Here is a 17,532-nt window from a genome sequence, read left to right as displayed (position 1 = left end):
CGTTTTTCAAAATGTCATGGTCCGGCGCGACGCCAGGATCTTTTGCAGCACCGCGCAATCGATATCGGGCGGAACCGGGCGCTCGCCGGTGACCATCGGGAAAAATTCGGTGTCGGGAATTTCGAGAAGTCTCTCATATTGGTCGATTTCATCGGCCGTCAAGACGCCGATCTCGGCATCGGCGAAGGAGCCCAGGATCAGGTCCATCTCGCGCATGCCGCGGTGCCAGGAGCGGAACAGGAGCTTGCGGCGGCGAGCGTCCAGCCCCTCGCTTGATCGCTGTGTTCCGGTCATCTCGCCGCATCCCTGTCCAAAGCGGCGCATATAGCGTGGATAGAGAGCGGTGTCAGCCTTTGCGCTGCCCTCGTCGCGACATAAGCTGACACGATGCGTCCCACCATCCTCGATCCTCTGTTCGTCCCGATCACCTCGCTTGCCGGCGTCGGCCCGAAAGTCGGTTTGCTGATCGAGCGCGTGGTGCCGGCCGATCTCGGCGATCGCGCCGCGCGCGCGGCCGACCTTTTGTTCGTGCTGCCCAACACCGTGATCGACCGCCGCAACCGGCCCGGCATCGCGCTGTCGGCCGAAAGCCAGATCGTCACGCTCGAAGTGCGGGTCGACCGCCACCAGCCGCCGCCCCGCGGCAACAGGTCGGTGCCTTACCGGGTCTACGCCCATGACGATACCGGTGAGGTCGCGCTGACCTTCTTCCATGCTCATGCCGCCTATCTGCAGAAGATGCTTCCCGAAGGCGAGCGTGTGGTGATCTCGGGTCGCATGGAGTGGTTCAACGGCCGCCCGACCATGGTCCATCCCGACCATATCGCGCCGATCGACGAGGCCGAGGGGTTGCCGCTGGTCGAGCCGGTTTATCCGCTGACCGCCGGCCTCTCGGCCAAGGTGCTGCGCCGCGCCATAGGCCAGGCACTTGGCCGCCTGCCGGAACTGCCGGAGTGGCAGGACGACGCCTTTATGCGCCGCCACACCTTCCCGGCCTTCGGCGACGCGCTCGCCCGCATCCATTATCCGAAGGACCCGATCGACGTTGCCGTCGAAGGCTCGGCCTGGCGCCGTCTCGCCTATGACGAATTGCTGGCCGGGCAGGTTTCGCTGGCGCTGGTGCGGGCGAGAATTCGCCGCCTCTCTGGCCGGCCGCTTACCGGCGATGGTCGCATCGTCGAGAAATTGCGCGCCGCCCTGCCCTACAAGCTCACGCCAAGCCAGGAATTCGCGCTTGGCGAGATCAACGCCGATCTCGCCGATCCCGAACGCATGCTGCGCCTGCTGCAAGGCGACGTCGGTTCCGGCAAGACCGTGGTGGCGCTGCTCGCCATGGCTCGCGCGGTCGAGGCCGGCGGCCAGGCAGCGCTGATGGCGCCGACCGAAATCCTGGCGCGCCAGCATCTGGCGACGATCGCGCCGCTGGCGGAAAAGGTCGGCCTGCGCCTTGCCATCCTGACCGGGCGTGAGAAGGGCCGCGAACGCACGGAGACGCTTGCAGGTCTTGCCGGCGGCGCGATCGACATCGTCGTCGGCACCCATGCCCTGTTCCAGGAAAGCGTGACGTTTCACGACCTGGTGCTGGCCGTCGTCGACGAGCAGCACCGCTTCGGCGTCCACCAGCGCCTGGCCATCACCGCCAAGGGCGACGCGCCGGACATGCTGGTGATGACGGCCACGCCTATCCCGCGCACGCTGGTGCTGACCGCCTTTGGCGACATGGACGTCTCGAAGCTCACCGAAAAGCCGGCCGGCCGGCAGCCGATCCGCACCGTCACCTTGCCGATGGAACGGCTGGATGAGTTGGTCGGACGCATGCTCGATGCCGTCGCCGATGGCCAAAAAATCTACTGGATCTGCCCGCTGGTCGAGGAATCGGAAGAGATCAAGCTGATGTCGGCGGAGGACCGTTTCGCTTCGCTGAAACCGCTCTTCGGCGATCGGATCGGGCTCGTGCACGGCCGCATGAAGGGTGCGGAAAAAGACGAGGCGATGCGCGCCTTCAAGCAGAGCGAAACCCGCATCCTCATCGCCACCACCGTCATCGAGGTCGGCGTCGACGTGCCCGATGCCACGATCATGGTCATCGAGCATGCCGAACGCTTCGGCCTTGCCCAGTTGCACCAGTTGCGCGGCCGGGTCGGGCGCGGTGACAAGCCGTCATCCTGCGTCCTGCTCTACAAGGAGCCGCTCGGCGAGACGGCAAAGCGCCGGCTTTCGGTGATGCGCGAGACCGAGGATGGCTTCCGCATCGCCGAGGAGGACCTGAAGCTGCGCGGCGAAGGCGAGTTGCTGGGCACCCGCCAGTCCGGCACGCCAGGCTTTCAGGTGGCGCGCCTCGGGTTCCATGCCGATCTGCTCGAAGCTGCGCGGGACGACGCACGGCTGATCCTGTCGCGCGACCCGGAATTGCAATCCGAACGCGGCGAGGCGCTGCGGCTGCTGCTTTACCTGTTCGGCCGCGACGAGGCAGTGCGGCTGCTGCGCGCCGGCTGAGCGGCGCCGATCGCCGGGTTGGCGAGGCCGCCTTCGACGGTCTCGCCATTCAGCGTCACCAGCTTGGCCTTGACCTCCGGCGCCACCATGCCAGCAGAAACGATCAGCTTGGCGCCGTCCTCGATCGACATGTCGAGCGGCACGATCTCGGATTTATGCACATACATCAGGAAGCCGGTGGTCGGGTTGGGCGTGCAGGGCATGAAGACCGCGATCAGCGGATCGCCTTCCTGGTCGAGCTTCTGGTTGATCTCCGTTTCCTTGTCATTGGCGACGAAGACCAGCGACCAGACGCCTTTGCGCGGATATTCCACCAGGCCGACCTGGCGGAACATGTCACCCTTGTTCGACAGCACCGTCTCGAAAATCTGCTTCAGCGAGCCATAGATGCCGCGCACCAGCGGCATCCGGCCAAGCAGCCGCTCGCCGAAATTGACGATGGCGCGGCCGACGATGTTCGCCGTCAGGAAACCGATCAGCGTGATCAGCACCAGCGCCACGATCAGCCCGAAGCCCGGAACCGGGAATGGCAGATAGCTGTCGGGATTGTAGCGGGCGGGGATGTAAGGCTTCACCCAGGAATCGACCCAGCCGATCAGCGACCAGGCGATATAGACCGTGATCGCCAGCGGCGCGCAGACGACGAAGCCGGTCAGGAAATAGTTCCTTAGGCGGGTCATGCCAGAGGTCTTCAGGGCGTCGGACATGAGTTCACCGCGGCGCAGGTTGCAACGCTAAGATTAGTGAACCGCGAGCCGGTTTGGAACTGCGAAGTTTTTAAGGGTGCCCTCCATCAACCGGCTTTCAGCATTCCAAATGGAAGCTGCTCCGTTCGCGATTGGCCGCAACACCCCTCCCTCGTCATCCACGGGCGGAGCGGGAGCGAAGCGGACGCGCAGACCCGAGGATCCATTCCGTGACGCCGGCCAAAAAATGCCACCCGTCAGAATAGTCCCCTACCATCAATCCGTTATCGTTCACGCATGACGGGCTATATCTATATGACAGCAAGCAAGAAGCGCGGCACCATCTACACTGGTGTCACGAACGATCTTGCCCGTCGGATGCCGGAGCACAGGTCCGGCGAAGGCTCGCGCTTTACGGGGCGCTACGGCGTGCAGCGTCTGGTCTGGTACGAGGAATATTTCGACATCCGCGATGCCATCCAGCGCGAAAAATCGCTGAAACGCTGGCCGCGCCAATGGAAGATCGAACTGATCGAAAAAGCCAATCCCCAGTGGTTCGAGCTGTTCCGCGGTATCGGGTGGTAACGCCACGGAATGGATCCTCGGGTCTGCGCAGGAGCTTCGCTCCTGCTCCGCCCGTGGATGACGAACGAAACGGGGCGGCAGCACACCCGCGCCTACTCCACTGTCACCGACTTCGCCAGATTGCGCGGCTGGTCGACGTCGGTGCCCATGAAAACGGCGGTGAAATAGGCCAGCATCTGGATCGGCAGCGCATAGATGATCGGCGAGATGATCTCCGGCACCTCGGGCAGGATGATCGTCTCCATCGTCTTGATGCCGGCCTGCGCCGCGCCCTTTTTGTCGGTGATCAGGATGATCTTGCCGCCGCGCGCCGCCACTTCCTGCATGTTCGAGACGGTCTTTTCGAAGATGCGGTCATGCGGCGCAATCACGATCACCGGCATGTTCTCGTCGATCAGCGCGATCGGCCCGTGCTTGAGCTCGCCGCCGGCATAGCCTTCGGCGTGGATGTAGGAAATTTCCTTGAGCTTCAGCGCGCCTTCCATGGCCAGAGGAAAATTGGTGTCGCGGCCGAGATAGAGGACGTCCTTGTAGCGCGAGAGCTCGCGCGAGATGCGCTCGATCTGCTCGTCGAGCTTCAGCACCTGGGTGGCGTAGCGCGGCGCTTCGGAAAGCTCGCGCACCAGCTGCTTTTCCTGATCGGGCGAGATCGTGCCGCGCGCCACGCCCGCGCGGACCGCGAGCGCAGCCAAGACGGATAGCTGGCAGGTGAAAGCTTTGGTCGAGGCAACGCCGATCTCCGGCCCTGCAAGCGTCGGCAGCACGACGTCGGATTCGCGCGCCATGGTCGATTCGCGCACATTGACGACAGCACCGATCTTCATGCCGGCCTTGCGGCAATAGCGCAGCGAGGCCAGCGTATCGGCGGTCTCGCCCGACTGCGAGATGAAGAAGGCCGCATCATTGGCCGAAAGCGGCATCTCGCGGTAGCGGAACTCGGAGGCGACATCGATATCGACCGGCAATCGCGCATAGCGCTCGAACCAGTATTTCGAGATCAGCCCGGCGAGATAAGCGGTGCCGCAGGCCGAGAGCGCCAGCCGGCCGATCTTGGCGAAATCGAAGGGCAGGTCGAGCGGCTTCGACTTGCCGGAAACGAAATCCACGTAATTCGCCAGCGTGTGCGAGATCACCTCCGGCTGCTCGTGGATTTCCTTTTCCATGAAATGGCGGCGATTGCCCTTGTCGACCATGAAGCTGGTCGACAGCGACTGCTGCCGCTTGCGGTCGACTTTGTTGCCGTCGATGTCATAGATGGTGACGCCGTTGCGGCGCACTTCCGCCCAGTCGCCGTCTTCCAGATAGGTGACCGCATTGGTGAAAGGCGCCAGCGCGATGGCATCGGAGCCCAAAAACATCTCGCCTTCGCCATGGCCGACTGCCAGAGGCGGGCCGTTTCGGGCGCCGACGATCAGGTCCTCGTCACCCGTGAACATGATCGCCAGCGCGAAGGCGCCCGAGAGGCGCCTCAGCGCCGCATGCGCGGCTTCCACCGGCCTCAGCCCCCTGGCGAGTTCGCGCGCCACCAGATGCGCGACGACCTCCGTGTCGGTTTGCGAAGAGAAGGAGTAGCCGTCGCGGGTGAGCTCGTCGCGCAATTCGGCGAAATTCTCGATGATGCCGTTGTGGACGATGGCGACGCCCTTGGAAAAATGCGGGTGCGCGTTGGTCTCGTTGGGCACGCCATGCGTCGCCCAGCGCGTGTGGCCGATGCCGATCGTGCCGTCGAGCGGCTCGTCCTTCAGCCGGCGCTCGAGATTGATCAGCTTGCCTTCGGCGCGGCGGCGGCCGAGCTCGCCCCTCTCGATGGTGGCGACGCCGGCCGAGTCATAGCCGCGATATTCAAGGCGCTTCAGCGCGTCGACGATGAGCGGCGCGACCTGCTCTCGGCCCACGATTCCAACGATACCGCACATGGCGCTTGACCCCGATTCCCAGCAAAAAACCCAGCGTTATCTATGGACCGCCGGGCCGTGGCGAAAGTCACTTTGCGTTTCGTTCCGTGTCAACCGGAACCCTGTTCGAAGACCACCATGGCAGAGGGCCATTGCGATCCAGTTACCGCAATTGCTCGGTTTTTCGGCCGCTTCAGCGCCGAAGCGTGCACGCGCATTGCCGTTCGTCTCCGCTGTAAGGTGCTGCTGCGGTGGCGAGTATCATTTGCCGCGGCGGTGCGTCATCCTCCAAATGACGATCCATGCTGGATCGCGCAAGGCGGCCTTGAGACGCTATCCGCGCTGCCGCTGTTCTTCCTGATCCTCAGTCCCTGCTCGCTATTCCGCCGCAGCCTTCTTCCGCGCCGCGGCGGCCGAAGCGAGGCGCTCGCGCAACTCCTTGCCCTTGCCGGGAATCGTCTTCTGGCGGGCGCGGCCGAAGGCCAGCGCATCGTCGGGCACGCTTTCGGTGATCACGCTGCCGGAAGCGATGTACCCGCCCTTGCCGATCGAGACCGGCGCCACCAGCGAGGAATTCGAGCCGACAAAGGCGCCCTCGCCGATATCGGTGAAGAATTTCGAGTAGCCGTCATAATTGCAGGTGATGGTGCCGGCGCCGATATTGGCCGCGGCACCCACGCGTGCATCGCCGATGTAGGTCAGATGGTTGACCTTGGCGCCCTCTTCGATCGTGGCCTGCTTGACCTCGCAGAAATTGCCGACCTTTGCCTTGTTTCGAAGATCCGCGCCCGGCCGCAGCCGGGCGAACGGCCCGACATCGCAATTTGAGGCGATCGTTGCGCCCTCGATATGGCTGAAAGCATGGATCTTGGCGCCCGACGCGATCTTGACGCCCGGCCCGAACCAGACATTCGGCTCGACGATCGTGTCAGTGCCGATTTCGGTATCGTGCGAGAAATAGACGGTTTCGGGCGCGATCAGGGTAACTCCGGACAGCATCGCCTCGCGCCGGCGGCGCGCCTGCCAGATCGCTTCCGCCTCGGCGAGCTCGGCCCGGTTGTTGATGCCGAGCGCGCTTTCGAAACTCGCTTCCGTCGCCACTACGTCGAGACCTTCCGCGCCGGCGATCTCGACGACGTCGGTGAGGTAGAATTCGCCCTTGGCGTTCTTGTTGCCGACCTTGTCGAGCAGCCGCAACGCATGCTTGCCCGTCACCGCCATCATGCCGGCATTGCAGAAGCCGATCTTCTTCTCCTCGTCGGAGCAGTCTTTCTCCTCGCGGATGGCGATGAGATGACCGGCCTTTTCGATCAACCGGCCGTAGCCGGCCGGGCTTGGCGGACGGAAGCCGATGACCGCGACGGCGGCACCCTCCGCCAGCTTCTGCCGCGCTGCGGCCAGCGCCTGCGCATCGATCAGCGGCGTGTCGCCGAACATCACGAGAATATCGTCATAACCCTTTGATATCGCCTCACGCGCGGCAAGGACCGCATGCGCGGTGCCGAGCCGCTTCTCCTGCACGAAAGTCTCCGCCTTCGGCGCGAATTTCTGCACCGCCTTGCGCATCTCGTCTGCGCCGTGGCCGATCACCAGCGCCACGCCGGTCGCGCCGGCAGCCTCAGCGGCTTTCACGACGTGAGCCATCATCGGCAGGCCGGCAATGGCATGCAGCACCTTGGGCATCGCGCTTTTCATGCGCGTGCCTTCGCCGGCGGCGAGGATGACAGACAGGCAGGATCTCTGGCTCATGGATGGGCAACCATATGAAAAAGGTTTGAATCAACGCATGTTAACAGCGCAGGCCATGCTGCACCAATGCGGTTAAATTCCGGTGAGATGCTGGAGCAACTGACTTTTAATCAGCACGTCCACAGTTCGATGCTGCGCGCAACGAAGATTATCCCAGCCGCCCAAGCACCGGAAAATTCTCCAGCAGCCAGTAGGACGCGCTCTGCACGCCGCCGGTGAGGAAAAACACGCCGGCGACGACCAGAAGCGCGCCGATCGCCTTCTCGACGCGGCCGAGATGGACGCGGAATTTGCCGAGGAAGCGCATGAAGGCGCCGGAAAACAGCGCCGCGATCAGGAACGGGATGCCGAGGCCGAGCGAATAGGCGGCAAGCAGAAGCGCGCCTTCGCCCACGGTCTCGCGCCCGCCGGCCAAAGTCAGGATCGGCCCAAGCACCGGGCCGATGCAGGGCGTCCAGCCGAAAGCGAAGGCCAGCCCCATCACATAGGCCGCGATCATGCTCGCCGGCTTGCCCTGCGATTGGAAGCGCGCCTCGCGCGACAGAAGCGGAATGCGCAGGATGCCAAGGAAGTTCAGGCCCATGATGATGATCAGCACGCCCGCCGCCATCGCCAGCGGTTCCTGCCAGACGCGCAGCAGCCGCCCGATGGTCGAGGCGCCGGCGCCGAGCGCCACGAACACGGTGGAAAAGCCGAGCACGAAGGCCAAAGACGCATAAAGCAGCGCGCCGCGCGCGCCTTCCTTCGCCGTGACACTCTGATTGCCGCGGAAATCCTCAACCGAAACGCCGGCCATGTAGCAGAGATAGGGCGGCACCAGCGGCAGCACGCAAGGCGACAGGAACGAGATCGCCCCTGCCCCGACCGCGCTGACATAGCCGATGTCCAATACCATCCAATGAGTCCCGATTGTGCTGGCGTCGATATAGCGATGCGGGCACGCCCCTGCCAATCACCATTGTGTGGCACGTCGCGCTTCGCCGCAGGAAGAAACAGGCATCCCGACGCGTTGACCGAACAAGCGCGCGACTGCCGCGCGCTTGTTTTCAGGGAGACTATCGTGAAAGCAATCGCACTCGGGTTTGCCGCGCTACTGCTGGGCACCGCCGCATCCCAGGCCGCGGAAGCCTGGAAGGAAGCCGAAGCGGGCGGCACCAAGATCTATACCGACGCCAAGGGCATGACGCTCTATACCTTCGACAAGGACGAGAAGGGCAAGTCCAATTGCTATGACAAATGCGCCACCAACTGGCCGCCGCTGAAGGCCGAGGCCAGCGCCAAGGCGGACGACGAATGGACGATCGTCGAGCGCAAAGACGGCACCAAGATGTGGGCCTATGACGGCAAGCCGGTATATACCTTCGTCAAGGACAAGAAAGCCGGCGACATGACCGGCGAAGGCGCCGCCGGCGCCTGGCACGTGGTCAAGGCCGACTGAGGCAACGCTGTTGAATGCTCCGGCTGCCGGCTCCCTTGATCCGGCAGCCGGTCGTCTTTACCGGTCGTCCGCCCGGTTCGCGGCGTGCATCCTCCATCCCAAAAAATGTGATCTTTGCCATACACTCTAAGAGTGTATCGTCCGCGGCCGCTTCCCAAATTGGCCGCTTCCCCTTGACCGATTGCAAAAGCACGGCCATGTGAGCGACGAAAAGAGTGGGATTTCGTCGTGCGTCGCGGAGTTCTTCCGCCACCTCACAGCTGATTAAGAGACCTCATGGACGTCGTCGTCGTCGAATCGCCGGCCAAGGCGAAGACAATCAACAAATATCTGGGCAAGAACTATAAGGTTCTGGCCTCGTTCGGCCATGTCCGCGATCTGCCGGCCAAGGACGGCTCGGTGCGGCCCGACGAAGACTTCGCCATGTCCTGGTCGGTCGACACCGCGTCCGGCAAGCGCCTCGCCGACATCGCCAAGGCGGTCAAGGATGCCGATGGGCTGATCCTCGCCACCGACCCGGATCGCGAGGGCGAAGCGATTTCCTGGCATGTGCTGGAAGTCCTGAAGCAGAAGCGCGCGCTGAAGGACAAGCCGGTCAGCCGGGTCGTCTTCAACGCCATCACCAAGGCCTCGGTGCTCGATGCCATGGCCAATCCGCGCCAGATCGACGCGCCGCTGGTCGACGCCTATCTCGCCCGCCGTGCGCTCGACTATCTCGTCGGCTTCACGCTCTCGCCGGTGCTGTGGCGCAAGCTGCCGGGCGCCCGCTCCGCCGGCCGCGTCCAGTCCGTGGCGCTGCGCCTGGTCTGCGACCGCGAATCCGAGATCGAGCGCTTCATCCGCGAGGAATACTGGCAGATCGCAGCCATCCTCGGCACCCCGCGCAACGACAGTTTCGAGGCGCGGCTGACCGCCTTTGCCGGCAAGAAGCTGCAAAAGCTCGACATCGCCAACAAGGCTCAGGCCGACGACATCAAGGCGATGCTCGAAGGCGCGACCTTCAAGGCATTGTCGGTCGAAGCCAAGCCGACAAAACGCAATCCCGGCCCGCCCTTCACCACCTCGACGCTGCAGCAGGCCGCCTCGTCAGGTCTCGGTTTCTCGGCCAACCGCACCATGCAGGTGGCGCAAAAGCTCTATGAAGGCATGGATGTCGGCGGCGAGACTGCCGGCCTCATCACCTATATGCGAACCGACGGCGTGCAGATGGCGCCGGAAGCGATCGAGGCCGCCCGCAACGCCATCGTCAGCGAGTTCGGCGCCAAATACCTGCCGGAGAAGCCGCGTTTCTACACCACCAAGGCCAAGAACGCCCAGGAAGCCCACGAGGCGATCCGGCCGACCGATTTCAAGCGCACGCCGGCTTCCGTTCGGCAATATCTCGATGCCGACCAGGCCCGGCTCTACGAGCTGATCTGGAAGCGCGCCATTGCCAGCCAGATGCAGCCGGCCGAGATCGAACGCACCACGGTCGAGATCGAGGCCGTCAACGGCGCCCGCACCGCGGAGCTGCGCGCGATCGGCTCGGTCGTCCGCTTCGACGGCTTCATTGCCGCCTATACCGACCAGAAGGACGAGGATGCCGAGGACGAGGAGAGCCGCCGCCTGCCCGAGATCCGCTCCGGCGAGCAGCTTGCCCGTCAGGCGATCAACGCGACCCAGCACACCACCGAGCCGCCGCCGCGCTACTCCGAGGCGTCGCTGATCAAGAAGCTGGAAGAGCTGGGCATCGGCCGTCCCTCGACCTACACCGCGATCCTGAAGACGCTCGAGGACCGCGACTACGTCACCATAGACCGCCGCAAGCTGGTGCCGCAGGCCAAGGGCCGGCTGCTCTCGGCCTTTCTCGAAAGCTTCTTCGAGCGCTATGTCGAGTACGACTTCACGGCCTCGCTTGAGGAGAAGCTCGACGAGATTTCCGACGGCAAGCTCGCTTGGAAAGACGTCCTGCGCGACTTCTGGAAGGATTTCTCCGGCGCCGTCGACGACATCAAGGAACTGCGCGTCGCCGACGTGCTCGATGCGCTCAACGAAGAGCTCGCGCCCCTGGTCTTCCCGGAGCGCGAGGACGGTTCCAACCCGCGCATCTGCCCGAAATGCGGCACCGGCAATCTCTCGCTGAAGCTCGGCAAGTTCGGCGCATTTGTCGGCTGCTCGAACTATCCTGAATGCTCCTACACCCGCCAGCTCGGCGACGCCGCCAATCCCAATGGCGAGAACGGCAATGGCGAGGACGGCGTCAAGCTGCTAGGCAAGGACCCTTACACGGCCGAGGAAATCACGCTGAGGAGCGGCCGTTTCGGGCCCTATATTCAGCGCGGCGAAGGCAAGGAGGCCAAGCGGTCGAGCCTACCCAAGGGCTGGACGCCCGAGTCGATCGACCACGAGAAGGCGCTGGCGCTGCTGGCCCTGCCGCGCGATGTGGGAAAACATCCCGAAACCGGCAAGATGATCTCGGCCGGCCTCGGGCGATATGGCCCGTTCGTGCTGCATGACGGCACCTACGCCAATCTGGAGAGCATCGAGGACGTGTTCTCGATCGGCCTGAACCGCGCCGTCTCGGTGATCGCCGAGAAGCAGCAGAAGGGCAAGGGCGGCCGCAACGGCGCCACGCCGGCGGCCCTGAAAGAGCTTGGCGACCATCCCGATGGCGGGGGCAAGATCGTCGTGCGCGACGGCAAATATGGTCCCTATGTCAATTACGGCAAGGTCAATGCGACGCTGCCCAAGGGCAAGGACCCGCAATCGGTGACGATGGAAGAGGCGCTTGGCCTTATCGCCGAAAAGGAAGCCAAGGGCGGAGGCGGCAAAAAGCCCTTCCACAGGGCGGCGAAGAAGGGGTAGCAGGACGTGGCGCGCAGGATCTCCGCAAGAAGCCACGGCGATCCGCGCCACGCCGACACGAGGGCCAAGGTGGTCAAGGACGATTACCGGCCCTCGCGCGACGAGATCCTGCGCTACATCGCCGAAAATCCGGACCGCTCCGGCAAGCGCGAGATCGCCAAGGCCTTCGCCCTGCGCGGCGGGGATCGTGTCTGGCTGAAAGAGATGTTGCGCGACCTGCAAGACGAAGGCCTGCTGACCAAGGAGCGCAAGCGCCTCAGCCGCGCGGGCGCCGTGCCTCACGTCGCCGTGCTCGATATTTTCGGCCGCGACGATGACGGCGTGCTTTTGGCCAATCCGAGCGAATATACCGGCGCCGGTTCTCCGCCCGTCATTGCCATCCGCATTTCGCGCAGCGCCAGCGGCCCCGTGCCGGGCATCGGCGACCGCGTGCTCGCAAAAACCTTCCCGACCGACGATCCGTCAGGCCCAGCCTATACCGGGCGGGTGATGAAGATCTTCGAGAAGCGCAGCGATGCGGTGCTCGGCGTCTTCCGCGTATTGAAGGACGGCACGTTCCGCATCGAGCCGGTCGAGCGGCGCCAGCCGGAGTTGATCGTTGACAAGGAATTCCAGAACGGCGCCAGGAACGGCGACCTCGTCGAGGTCGAGCCGGCGCGCGCATCCCGTTACGGACTGCCCAGGGCAAAAGTGCTGGCGGTGCTGGGATCCTTGAGCAGCGAAAAGGCGGTCTCGATGATCGCCATCCATGCCCACGACATTCCGCATATCTTTCCGGCGGACGTGATTGCCGAGGCCGAAGCGGTGAAACCGGCGACGCTCGATCACCGCGAGGATTGGCGCGACCTGCCGCTGGTGACTATCGATCCGGCCGATGCCAAGGACCATGACGACGCGGTCTTCGCCACGCCCGACACGGACGAGAAGAATCCCGGCGGCGTTGTGATCACCGTGGCGATCGCTGATGTCGCAGCCTATGTCCGCTACGGCACGCCGCTCGACCGCGAAGCCTTGAGGCGCGGCAATTCGGTCTATTTCCCGGACCGGGTCGTGCCGATGCTACCCGAACGCATCTCCAACGACCTCTGCTCGCTGCGCGAGGGCGAGGATCGTCCGGCCATCGCCGTGCGCATGACCTTCTCCTCGGAAGGCCGCAAGCTCAAGCACTCCTTCCACCGCGTCATGATGAAGTCGGCCGCCAAGCTCGCCTATCCGCAGGCGCAGGCCGCGATCGACGGCGTGGCCGACGACAAGACGCGGCCGATCCTCAACGGCGTCCTGAAGCCGCTCTGGGACGCCTATGCTGTGCTGAAGCGCGGCCGCGACTCCCGCCAGCCGCTGGAGCTCGACCTGCCGGAGCGCAAGATCCTGCTGAAGCCCGACGGCACGGTCGACCGCGTCATCGTGCCGGAGCGCCTCGACGCGCATAAGCTCATCGAGGAGTTCATGATCCAGGCCAATGTCGCGGCGGCCGAGACCTTGGAGGGCAAGAAAGAGCCCCTCGTCTACCGCATCCATGACGCGCCTTCGCTCGCCAAGCAGGAATCGCTGCGCGAATTCCTGCAAACGCTCAGCCTGTCGCTGGCACGCGGCGCGCAGATGCGGCCCAGCCAGTTCAACGGCATTCTGGAGCGGGTGCGCGGTGCCGACAATGAGGCGCTGGTCAACGAAGTGGTGCTGCGCTCGCAGAGCCAGGCGGAGTATTCGCCGAAGAACATTGGCCATTTCGGCCTCAACCTCAGGCGTTACGCGCATTTCACCTCGCCGATCCGCCGCTATGCCGATCTGATCGTGCACCGCGGGTTGATCGCGGCACTTGGTCTCGGTCCCGGCGGCCTGACGCAGCAGGAGGCGGACCGGCTGGAGGAGGTCGCCGCGCTGATCTCGGCCACGGAACGGCGCGCCATGGCCGCCGAGCGCGATACGGTCGACCGGCTGATCGCCGCCTATCTCGCCGAGCGCGTCAACGACACCTTCGACGCGCGCATTTCCGGCGTCACCAAGGCGGGACTCTTTGTCCAATTGCCGCAGTATGGCGCCGACGGCTTTATTCCGGTGTCAACTCTGGGCGGCGACTACTATATCTACGACGAAACCGCCCGATCGCTGTACGGGGAACGCACCGGCAAGGGCTATCAGCTTGCCGATCGTGTCGAGGTTCGGCTGGTCGAGGTCGCGCCGATGGCCGGCGCGATGCGTTTCGAGATGCTGACCGACCCGAAGCCCTTGCCCGGCTCTAAGCGGTCGTTCCACAAAGCCAAGGGCCGCGCCCGCGCGTCGCAATCGCGCGTCGGTCCGCGCGGCAGGAGACGGTAATGCCAGGTAACTTCCAAGTGGAAGAACAGGTTTTCGGCGGCGAGCATCATTCAGGCCGCATCGCGCGTCCGCTATGGACGGCGATGAAGCGCGGCTTGTTCGGTCGCTGCCCGCATTGCGGCAAGGGAAAGCTGTTCCGCGCCTTCGTGAAGCCCGCAGACAAATGCGAAGTCTGCGGCGAGGAACTGCACCACCATCGCGCGGACGACCTGCCTGCCTATCTGGTCATCGTCATTGTCGGCCACATCGTGGTCGGCTCCTTCATGGCAGTGGAGGCGACCACCACGCTGTCGACCTGGCAGCACGCGCTGATCTGGGTGCCGCTGACCATTGTTCTTGCCGTCGCGCTGCTGCAGCCGGTCAAGGGCGCCGTCATCGGCCTGCAATGGGCATTTTATATGCACGGCTTCGGCGACGAGAAGGACGAATTCGAGAGCCATTCATAAGCCAGGTCGCACCATCGTCCACCCTGGTTCAAAAGCCGCGACGCGCAACCCACTTTCACATCGAGGTAGTTTCCGCTAGGTCGGGCGCATGGAAGGAATGACCAAGGCGGATGTCGACAAGCTCGATAAAGGCCTGGCCGTGCGGAGCGGCCGGGCGCTGCGTCCGCGTGATGCCGCGACCCTCATTCTGCTCGATCGCCGGGACAAGGACGTCCTGGTGCTGATGGGCCGGCGCCATGCCGGGCATGCCTTCATGCCCGGGAAATTCGTCTTTCCCGGCGGCCGCACCGATCCTGCGGACAGCCGCATTCCTGTCGGCGCGCCTCTGCGCGGCGAAGAAGAGAAAAAGCTGGTCGCCGGCCCCGGCCAAGCCAGCGCGGCGCGGGCCCGCGCAATCGCCCTGTCGGCGATTCGCGAGACCTATGAGGAAGCCGGCCTGCTGATCGGCCGCAAGGGCGCCTTCTCGACCGCGAAGCGCGACTGGCAGGGTTTCGCCGAACATGGCGTTATCCCGTCGCTGGACGTGCTCCGCTTCATCGCCCGCGCCATCACCCCGCCCAATCGCGTGCGCCGTTTCGACACGCGTTTCTTCAGCGCCTGGCGCCACGACGTTGCGGTGGAACTGCCCGGCGGCGGCCCGACCAACGAGCTGGAGGAACTCGTCTGGCTGCCGCTTGCCGACGCCCGCAAGGCCGACATCCCCGACATTACCGGCATGATCCTGGAAGAACTGGAAAGTCGGCTTGCCGGCGATCCCTTGCTGCGGCCGGGGGGTGCCGTGCCGTTCTTCCGGCTCGTCCGCAACCGCTTTGTCCGCGAAGTCCTTTAGAAGCAGAGCATTTTGATCCCATGACGGTCGATACCCAACAACAGGGCGACGAACGCGTACACTGGCTGCCGATGGTCGCGGCGATCTCCTCGATCAGCGTCGTCGGCATCGCCATCGGCCTCGGCATGCCGCTGCTCAGCGTCATTCTGGAAAGCCGCGGCCATTCGGCTTCGATGATCGGCCTCAACACCGCCGTCGCCGGCCTCGCCTCGATCGCCGGCGCGCCTTTGGCCACGCCGCTTGCCATGCGGCTCGGCGTCGCCTGGACGATGCTTTTGATGATCGCCATCGGCGCGCTCGCCTTTGTCGGTTTCCATTTCGCGCCGGATTTCTGGATGTGGTTCCCGCTCCGCGTCGCCCTGCACATCTCCCTGACGGTGCTGTTCATCCTGTCGGAATTCTGGATCAGCACCTCCGCCCCGCCGAACCGGCGGGGCCTTGTGCTTGGTATCTACGCCACCGTTTTGTCACTCGGCTTTGCCGCCGGACCCTGGCTGTTCGCCCATCTCGGCAGTTCGGGCTTCCTGCCATTCGGCGTTACCATAGCGCTGGTGACGCTTGCCGCCATTCCGGTGCTCGCGGCCCGCAACGAGAGCCCGAGCATCGTCGCCGACAGCGAGACCAGCCACTTCCTGCGCTACATTTGGCTGGTGCCGACGGCGACCTTCGCCGTGCTTGTCTTCGGCGCGGTCGAGACCGGCGGTTTCTCGCTGTTCCCCGTCTATGGCAGCCGGATCGGCTATTCCGAGGCCGACGCAGCGCTCCTGCTGACCATGATCGGGCTTGGCAACGTGCTCCTGCAGATCCCGATCGGCATGATCAGCGACCGCGTCTCGGACCGCCGCTACCTGCTTCTGGCCTGCGCCATCGTCGGCCTTGTCGGCACCGTCTTCATGCCGTTCTTCGCGCAGAACTGGCATCTGATGGCGGCCCTTCTGTTCGTCTGGGGCGGCGTCGTCGCCGCCATGTACACGATCGGCCTTGCCCATCTCGGCTCCCAGCTTTCCGGCCATGAGCTGGCATCGGCCAATGCCGCCTTCGTGCTTTGCTATGGTGTCGGCATGGTGCTGGGTCCGCAGGCGATCGGCATCGGCATGGATGCCTTCGGCCCATCCGGCTTCGGCTGGTCGCTGGCTTTCTTCTTCGCCGCCTACATGGCTCTGATCCTGGTCAGGCTGGTGCGCAAGATTCTGTAGGCAAATGCGGCTGAAGCGGCGGGCATCCTGACATCACCGTGTCAGCAGCACCCCTGCTATACCTGTCTCGAACGCGAGGTAGGAGAATTGCGATGGTCGACAGCGGCTTTGAAACCAAATCCCTCAGGATGGAACTGCTTCTGCTCGTCACATTCCAGGCGCCGGCCGCCGATGTCGAGCGCATCATGGAGGCCGTGGTGGCGATCACGCCGCTGCGCATGGGCAAGTATGACGCCAACGCCTATCAGTCGGCGCAAGGCATCGAGCGCTACCGGTCGCTCGAAGGCGCCGCCGCCGGCGCCGAGACCGAACTTCGCCGACGGCCCGGCACCGTCGAAGTGTCGTTCGAGATCGCCGACGACCAGGCGCTCGCCGCCCGTGTCGTCGAGGCGATATTCCAGGCCCATTCCTACCAGGAGCCTGTCATCCGCATCCAACCGCTTCTCGCCAGCCGCTCCAAGGGTCTTGACGATCGCGCCAATCCGAACCGCTGGTGGAACACCACGGGCGACTGGAAAAAGGCGGGGCAGGTGATCGGAGAGCACGCTTGAAGCGGTGACATCGGCCATGCCGAAATGAGGTAAGGAAGGGCCCGGGCTTGACTTTCCGAGCGCGTTCTTTATGTGTCGCGCCAAGTTTCCCGCGTCCGGGTGTTTTCCCCGTGCTTCAGCGGCCAAAACTCCAGGAACATTAACGGACGAAAATCATGGCCAAAGCCGCAAACATCAAGATCAAGCTTCTGTCGACCGCCGACACCGGGTTCTTCTATGTCACCAGCAAGAACAGCCGCACCAAGACGGACAAGCTCTCGTTCCGCAAGTACGATCCGGTCGCCAAGAAGCACGTCGAGTTCAAGGAAACCAAGATCAAGTGATCTGGTTATCCTGAGAAATCAAAACGCCGCCCTCTGGGCGGCGTTTTTGTTTTTGGGTAAATTCCGGGGAAAGTCTGACGCGGCTTTTCGACGAGAGGAAAGACCGGACGATCGAGGAGCCACGCGGCTCTCTGCGTAAGATTCCTGTGGCCGTTTTTGGAAAAGGGGGCCGGTCGGC

15 protein-coding genes are annotated in these 17,532 nt (G+C 64.1%); 10 read left to right on the top strand and 5 right to left on the bottom strand.

All coding sequences use genetic code 11. The features are described from left to right. Positions 1 to 6: 6 nt before the first annotated feature. A complete protein-coding gene (locus LB528_RS00800; RefSeq protein ID WP_224512258.1) occupies positions 7 to 294 on the bottom strand; it encodes a succinate dehydrogenase assembly factor 2 in 288 nt (95 codons plus the stop codon). Positions 295 to 387: 93 nt separating this feature from the next. On the opposite strand from LB528_RS00800, the gene recG reads away from it, so the two are divergent. Next, a complete protein-coding gene (gene recG, locus LB528_RS00795) occupies positions 388 to 2,496 on the top strand; it encodes an ATP-dependent DNA helicase RecG (protein ID WP_224713503.1) in 2,109 nt (702 codons plus the stop codon). Here the strand turns inward: recG and LB528_RS00790 are convergent. Further along, entirely contained in the window at positions 2,448 to 3,203 is a 756-nt protein-coding gene (locus LB528_RS00790) for a DUF502 domain-containing protein (protein ID WP_224713502.1), read from the bottom strand. The genes recG and LB528_RS00790 overlap by 49 nt on opposite strands. 276 nt (positions 3,204 to 3,479) lie before the next feature. Here LB528_RS00790 and LB528_RS00785 point away from each other — a divergent pair, with 276 nt between their 5' ends. Beyond that, positions 3,480 to 3,767 (top strand): GIY-YIG nuclease family protein, encoded by a 288-nt coding sequence (locus LB528_RS00785; protein ID WP_224713501.1) that lies wholly within the window; start codon positions 3,480 to 3,482, stop codon positions 3,765 to 3,767. Between the two features lie 92 nt (positions 3,768 to 3,859). On the opposite strand, the gene glmS is transcribed toward LB528_RS00785, so the two are convergent. From glmS to LB528_RS00770, 3 genes are all read right to left on the bottom strand, one after another. Continuing rightward, complete coding sequence (gene glmS / locus LB528_RS00780) at positions 3,860 to 5,683, bottom strand: glutamine--fructose-6-phosphate transaminase (isomerizing) (protein WP_224512263.1); 1,824 nt, start codon at positions 5,681 to 5,683, stop codon at positions 3,860 to 3,862. A 357-nt stretch (positions 5,684 to 6,040) separates the two neighbouring features. Next, positions 6,041 to 7,411 carry a bifunctional UDP-N-acetylglucosamine diphosphorylase/glucosamine-1-phosphate N-acetyltransferase GlmU gene (glmU, locus tag LB528_RS00775; protein WP_224713500.1) on the bottom strand — a complete coding sequence of 457 codons (1,371 nt, stop codon included), beginning with the start codon at positions 7,409 to 7,411 and terminating at the stop codon, positions 6,041 to 6,043. 148 nt (positions 7,412 to 7,559) lie between these two features. Next, positions 7,560 to 8,306 (bottom strand): cytochrome c biogenesis CcdA family protein, encoded by a 747-nt coding sequence (locus LB528_RS00770; protein ID WP_224713499.1) that lies wholly within the window; start codon positions 8,304 to 8,306, stop codon positions 7,560 to 7,562. A gap of 165 nt (positions 8,307 to 8,471) precedes the next feature. Here LB528_RS00770 and LB528_RS00765 point away from each other — a divergent pair, with 165 nt between their 5' ends. From LB528_RS00765 to rpmG, 8 genes are all read left to right on the top strand, one after another. Next, a complete protein-coding gene (locus tag LB528_RS00765; RefSeq protein ID WP_224512268.1) occupies positions 8,472 to 8,849 on the top strand; it encodes a hypothetical protein in 378 nt (125 codons plus the stop codon). Between the two features lie 276 nt (positions 8,850 to 9,125). Further along, positions 9,126 to 11,693 carry a type I DNA topoisomerase gene (gene topA, locus LB528_RS00760; protein ID WP_224713498.1) on the top strand — a complete coding sequence of 856 codons (2,568 nt, stop codon included), beginning with the start codon at positions 9,126 to 9,128 and terminating at the stop codon, positions 11,691 to 11,693. Between the two features lie 6 nt (positions 11,694 to 11,699). Beyond that, positions 11,700 to 14,009, top strand: coding sequence for a ribonuclease R (rnr, locus tag LB528_RS00755; protein ID WP_224713497.1), 2,310 nt, complete (start codon positions 11,700 to 11,702; stop codon positions 14,007 to 14,009). Beyond that, on the top strand, positions 14,009 to 14,455 hold the full coding sequence (locus tag LB528_RS00750) for a DUF983 domain-containing protein (RefSeq protein ID WP_224713496.1): 447 nt from the start codon (positions 14,009 to 14,011) through the stop codon (positions 14,453 to 14,455). The genes rnr and LB528_RS00750 overlap by 1 nt, the downstream gene beginning before the upstream one ends. Before the next feature lie 88 nt (positions 14,456 to 14,543). Further along, the gene (locus tag LB528_RS00745; RefSeq protein ID WP_224713495.1) at positions 14,544 to 15,284 is read left to right on the top strand and encodes an NUDIX hydrolase; all 741 of its coding nucleotides are present in this window, start codon (positions 14,544 to 14,546) and stop codon (positions 15,282 to 15,284) included. Positions 15,285 to 15,304: 20 nt separating this feature from the next. Beyond that, positions 15,305 to 16,480, top strand: coding sequence for an MFS transporter (locus LB528_RS00740; RefSeq protein ID WP_224713494.1), 1,176 nt, complete (start codon positions 15,305 to 15,307; stop codon positions 16,478 to 16,480). 92 nt (positions 16,481 to 16,572) lie between these two features. Beyond that, the gene (locus LB528_RS00735) at positions 16,573 to 17,031 is read left to right on the top strand and encodes a hypothetical protein (protein WP_224713493.1); all 459 of its coding nucleotides are present in this window, start codon (positions 16,573 to 16,575) and stop codon (positions 17,029 to 17,031) included. Between the two features lie 155 nt (positions 17,032 to 17,186). Then, entirely contained in the window at positions 17,187 to 17,354 is a 168-nt protein-coding gene (gene rpmG / locus LB528_RS00730; protein ID WP_006201775.1) for a 50S ribosomal protein L33, read from the top strand. Positions 17,355 to 17,532 lie beyond the last annotated feature (178 nt).

It is taken from the genome of Mesorhizobium sp. CA4, assembly GCF_020165075.1.
GTDB lineage: Bacteria > Pseudomonadota > Alphaproteobacteria > Rhizobiales > Rhizobiaceae > Mesorhizobium.
The sequence above is the reverse complement of the archived record's forward strand: the minus strand, read 5'-3'. Positions and strand labels throughout refer to the sequence as shown.